Source organism: Vibrio sp. Vb0598 (genome assembly GCF_033338935.1).
Lineage (GTDB): Bacteria > Pseudomonadota > Gammaproteobacteria > Enterobacterales > Vibrionaceae > Vibrio > Vibrio alginolyticus.
Genome location: NZ_JAWOTP010000160.1, coordinates 1 through 1,259, shown reverse-complemented (window position 1 = coordinate 1,259; position 1,259 = coordinate 1). Strand labels below are relative to the sequence as shown.

General features: G+C 46.4%; 1 protein-coding gene. It reads left to right on the top strand.

The window, feature by feature from the left end:
* Nucleotides 1-1,259, top strand: a 1,259-nt coding sequence (locus R7Q38_RS23735) for an MFS transporter (RefSeq protein WP_318114512.1), incomplete at both ends; no start/stop codon positions are given.

The window sequence follows — 1,259 nt, the reverse complement described above, 5'->3', positions numbered from 1 at the left end:
GCTGGTTCTAGCGCATTACCCATTTCTAGTAATTTATTCATAAACTTAGCAGCTGGCTTATTCATTCTTCCATTCTTCCTTTTTTCTGCCTCTGCTGGAGTTTTGGCGGATAAATACGAGAAATCGTGGTTTATTCGCAAAGTAAAACTGTTTGAAATCGCCATCATGCTGCTAGGCGCCGTTGGCTTTATAACAGAAAGCTATGGTGTCTTACTTCTGCTGCTTTTCTTAATGGGTACGCAATCCGCGTTCTTCGGCCCCGTCAAGTACGCGCTTCTTCCTCAGGAATTAAACGCTAAGGAACTGGTACCAGGCAATGCCTTGGTTGAAGCCGGGACATTTATCGCCATTCTTATCGGCACGCTCGGTGCAGGCATTATTGCTTCTGCTGACAACGCGAAGTATCTGGCCGCTTTCTGCGTGGTTCTATTTGCCCTGCTCGGTTACTTATCCAGTCGCTCGATTCCATTTGCTGCGGCAAGTGCCCCTGAACTTAAATTCCGTTGGCGACCTTATCAGCAAACTAAGCACACGCTGGCGATCGCGAAATCCGATCGCATCGTATTTCAATGCATCATGGCCATCAGTTGGTTTTGGTTTCTCGGTGCTGCATATCTTACTCAGTTCCCAAACTTCACCAAGGTCTATCTGAACGGTACAGAAAGCGCCGTATCCTTCTTACTTGCACTCTTCTCAGTAGGGATTGCTCTAGGCTCACTGGCTTGCAACTGGATCTCAAATCATCGAATCGAAGTGGGCATCGTGCCAATCGGTGCCTTAGGCATCACCATCTTCGGTTACTTAATGGCGACATCAGTACCAACTGAGCTACCTGAGTTCGCAAACTTCATTGAATTTGTTCGTTTCGAGCCTTTCTGGCCACTGTTTTTCTATCTGCTCATGATAGGAGCATCGGGCGGATTATTTATCGTCCCACTGTATGCCTTAATGCAGCACCGAGCGAAGGAGACTGAACGAGCGCAAGTGATAGCAGGTCTGAATATCTTTAACTCGCTATTTATGGTGGGCAGCGCGATCCTTGGCATTATATGCCTAAGCGTAGTAGAGATAAGTATTCCACAACTGTTTGCGCTTCTTGCAGTGCTTAACTTCTTAGTCGCGGCATATATCTTTCTACAAATCCCGATTTTTGTGGTTCGCTTTGCAATGTGGATGCTCACGCACACCATCTATCGTGTTAAACACAAAAATCTGCACAACTTACGTGAGCATGGTGGTGCATTGATTGTGTGCAATAA